The 3,779-nt window shown below is 63.5% G+C and carries 4 protein-coding genes; all 4 read right to left on the reverse strand.

Going from position 1 to position 3,779, the window contains the following annotated elements; all coding sequences use genetic code 11:
• Positions 1–246: 246 nt before the first annotated feature.
• Positions 247–1,044, reverse strand: a complete 798-nt coding sequence (locus tag EOD07_RS26240; protein ID WP_127237482.1) for an amino acid racemase — start codon at positions 1,042–1,044, stop codon at positions 247–249.
• The gene (locus EOD07_RS26245) at positions 1,041–2,405 is read right to left on the reverse strand and encodes a cation:dicarboxylase symporter family transporter (RefSeq protein ID WP_127237483.1); all 1,365 of its coding nucleotides are present in this window, start codon (positions 2,403–2,405) and stop codon (positions 1,041–1,043) included. The genes EOD07_RS26240 and EOD07_RS26245 overlap by 4 nt, the downstream gene beginning before the upstream one ends.
• Positions 2,406–2,407: 2 nt before the next feature.
• Entirely contained in the window at positions 2,408–3,244 is an 837-nt protein-coding gene (locus EOD07_RS26250; RefSeq protein ID WP_041009125.1) for a transporter substrate-binding domain-containing protein, read from the reverse strand.
• Positions 3,245–3,446: 202 nt separating this feature from the next.
• Positions 3,447–3,779, reverse strand: a 333-nt coding sequence (locus tag EOD07_RS26255) for an SDR family NAD(P)-dependent oxidoreductase (protein ID WP_127237484.1), incomplete at its 5' end; no start/stop codon positions are given.

Raw genomic sequence — 3,779 nt, forward strand, 5'->3', positions numbered from 1 at the left:
GCCCTGATATCAGCATCGCCAATGCTGCCCGGCTGGGCAAAGAAGCGCTTTTCCTCTCAGACGGGAGGCGGAAAATATTCTCTCAAAGATTTTGTGACTTGGAGAACACCGGCTGCTCGCAAGCCGGCTTTGATTCGGAAGCGGTAACGAGCGGTTCAGCGTTTCATGGAATCGCCAAACCGCTCCAACTTTTTGCTTTCACGCAATTCCGGACGGAAAACCGCTACGCACTTTTCCTGGATTGCTCTAGGAGGCCCGCTGCGTGGCGCGCCAGCTCGATCGGCCATTCGCGCGCAAGCGGGGCACCTTCGGCAGGCCCCGCGCTTCCTGAACGCCGAAGCCCAATCGTGTCAGGCTGGCTCGCGCCAGTGCCGCATTGCTGTCGATGACGATCAATCCGTTCGTGTCGCCGAGGCTGGCCGCCACCACCGACAATTCGGTGCAGCCGAGAAGTGCTGCATCGGCGCCGGCCAGCTGCGCGAGATGAAGCGCGCGTTCGGTCTCGGCCGCGGCTTGCGCGATCGACCCGGCCTTGACGAGCATGATCGCGCTGTCGACGCGCTCCTGAAACTCGGCGTCCAGCGGGAGGCAGAGGTCGAACCCCGCCGCCGATATCCTGTGCTGATAGAAGCCGGAAACCAGCGTGCCCCGGGTTGCAAGGTTCGCAACCCGGCCCCGGTCCAGGCTGCGGCGGATCTCCGCCACCACCGCGTCGCCGATGTGGATGATCTCTGCCCGCGAGTTCGCCGCCAGCTTGTCGTACCAATGATGGGCGGTGTTGCAGGGCATGACGATGCAGGCAACGCCGAGCGCATTGAGCGTCGAGACCGCAGCCGTCAGCGGGGCCAGCGGCCCGTCATGGCCGGCCAGGATCGCCTCGGTCCTGTCGGGCAGTTGCGGCACGCTGAGGATGACGGAAGGCACATGCTCGTTGTCGCGCAGCGCTTCGGTCATCCGGGTGAGCTTGAAGTAGAAGTCGGCCGATGCCAGCGGCCCGAGACCGCCGATGATGCCGAGCTGGGGACGGATGGCTTCGTCGATCATCGAGCGTGCTCGGCTTCGAGCTCTTGCGCGACGGTTTCAGTGCCCTGAGCCGCCTCCCGATGGCTGGGCGCGATCATCGCCGTGCTTGCGGCCACGGTGGAAACGCTCGACAGCGTCATCAGCGTGTCCACGGCCGCGTCCACCGCGACAAACAGGGCGAACGCCGCCTCGAAGGGAAGCTTCAGATAACCGCAAACAATGGACATCTGCGACAGGATCAGCAGGCTGCCCATGCCGCCTGTCGTTAGCGCTAGAAGCGCGGAGGCGACGCCGACAAGCAAGAGGTCCGGGATCGCCAACTGATGGCCGTAGAGCTGGGCGATGAACAGCGTGCCCGAGGTGTAGACCAGCGCCGGGCCGGTTCGCAGCAGCGCCGCCTGCAACGGCACGAGCAGCTCGACCACCACAAGGTTGAAGCGTAGCCGTTCGCTCAAAAGGTTGATGACCCAAGGGAGCGAGGCGACTGTGGAGCGCGTCGTGATGGCCACCATCAGAAGCGGCTGAAGGATCTTGATCGTGGCCCAGTAGCTTCGCCGCGAGCGTGTGGCGATGATGGCAAAGGCGCCGGCGAGGAATGTCAGGCAGGACAGGCCCATCACCAGCAGGTAACCGCCCATCAGCATCAGCGGCTTGGTGCCGGTCGACGCGGTCTGGTCGGCGATCAGGATGAAGGTTGCGAAGGGCAGTCCCCAGACGAACCAGTTGGTCAGCACCGTGCAGGCCCGGTACACCGCATTGAGCGCCTGCGACAGGCTGAGCGACGAGGGCTGCGGGATCTTGCCCATCGCCAGCCCGAAAAGCAGGCAGAACAACAGCACCTGGATGGTCTGGCCCGAGGCCAGCGCGTTGAAGACGTTGTTGGGCACCAGATCCATGAAGATCGAATGCCCGCCGTTCGGGTCCCCGGTCGACGGCGGCGGCTGGAAGGGAAATGCGAGATCGGTGGAGACGCTGCCCTGGGAGTTGATGAACTCGCCGAGCTCGATGCGCGACTGCGGGTTTTCGATCTGGCCAGGCTTGAGGATCAGCGAATAGGTGCCGCTCACCAGCACGGCGAGGAACGACACGACCAGCACGGCGATGCCGACCTTGCCGAGGTAGCGGACCGATTTCGGGTCCTGGACCATAGCCGTGATCGAGAAGATGACGGACGAGACGAGATAGGGCAGGACGACCATCTTGAGGAAATTCAGGTAGACCTGCGCCAAAGGGCTGATCGCATGGGCGAAGGCCGGGTAGTAGAGTCCGCACAGGATCCCGGCCAGGATCATGATGATCGTTGTCAATGGCGAGCGCAGGATGCGCTTTGCCGCCAGGCGCCAATCGAAGGGCATGGGTGCGGCTGCATCCGAGACGGCCATTGTCAGGCTTTGCTCCCCTGGCGATACCGGGCGATGATCTCGTCGGTGTTGAGGACCTGCTGGCCTCGCGCGAGATCGAGATAGAGATCGACAAAGGCCGCCAGATGCGGATTGGCCGGACTGACGCCGACCGCGATCGTGTCTACCTTGTCGGTCAGCGTGATCGAGCGCGCGACCACCGTCATCGACGGATCGTCGACCATCAGCTTCTTGATCTCGAAATCATCGCGATAGGCGAGGTCGATCGTGCCGTTGCGGATCGCATCGATGACCGTGTTCCAGCCCGCGAACCGCTGGATCGTGGCGTGCGGGAAAGTGGCCGCCGCATAGGTGGCGAAGGACGAGCCTTCGATCACGCCGAGATCGCCGGAGAAGTCGCGGATGATCTGTTCAGGCGGCTTGCCTTGCGTGATGCGCGCCAGGTTCACGCGATTGGCGAGCAGGCCCTGGTGCAGCATGGCGTAAGGCCGCGAATAGAGGATCGAACGGCCGCGCTGGAGGGTGCGGCTCAGCTTGCCGATCGCCAGGTCCGCCTCGCCGGAGGTCAGCCTTTGCACCATGGCGTCGAAGGTCACGGCGGACCGGTCGAACACCGGTTCGACGCCAAGCTCCGTGGCCAAGCCGCGCGCAAGGTCCATATCGATGCCACCGGCTCCGGAGCCGTCGGCCGGAAAGAACGGATCCGAAGCGAAGGCCGGCATGGCGATGCGCAGCCTGTTGTCGCTGACGATGGGTCTTGGAGCGTCCTGCGCCTGGGCCGGCGTGGCCGCGGCTTGAGCCTGCGCGATCAGCAGCCCTCCGCCTCCGGCTGCAAACAGCGTGCGACGTGTAAGCGGCATGCCCATTCTCAATTCGTGCAGGAGAGCCGGACAACAATTCTGACCAATTCGCAGTATGCACGCCGAAGTTAAGTAAAGGTATCTTTTATTTTGTGCTTTTTTACATTGCGGATCGCTAAAATGGCATCATGGCATATGCAGACCTTCTAAAACAAAGAGTCCGCGACCGGGTGCGTTATTGTGCAGTTCGTGCGACGGATCGTCAGAACGTCTCGACCCAGGGCCTCAGCTCGACCTCGAAGCTCCAGGCGCTGCGATGCTGGCGATGGACGGCGAGATAGGTCTCGGCGATCGCGTCGGGCGAGAGGCGACGATCCGGACGGTCCGGCTCGGGCGCCTGTCCAGTCGGCTCGATCTGGCCGTCGATGATGAAATGCGCGACATGAATGTTCTTCGGGCTAAGCTCGCGCGCCATCGATTGCGCCAGCCCGCGCAGGCCGAATTTCGGCATGGCGAAACCGGCCGAGCCGGGGAAGCCCTTGAGGCTTGCCGTGGCGCCGGTGAACAGGATCGAGCCGGAGCCGCGCGCAAGAAG

It is taken from the genome of Mesorhizobium sp. M2C.T.Ca.TU.002.02.1.1 (genome assembly GCF_003997225.1).

Excerpts from the sequence above, each read along its gene's own strand:
- EOD07_RS26240 (WP_127237482.1), bottom strand. The coding sequence starts at position 1,044 with ATGATCGACGAAGCCATCCGTCCCCAGCTCGGCATCATCGGCGGTCTC.
- EOD07_RS26250 (WP_041009125.1), bottom strand. The coding sequence starts at position 3,244 with ATGCCGCTTACACGTCGCACGCTGTTTGCAGCCGGAGGCGGAGGGCTG.
- EOD07_RS26245 (WP_127237483.1), bottom strand. The coding sequence starts at position 2,405 with ATGGCCGTCTCGGATGCAGCCGCACCCATGCCCTTCGATTGGCGCCTG.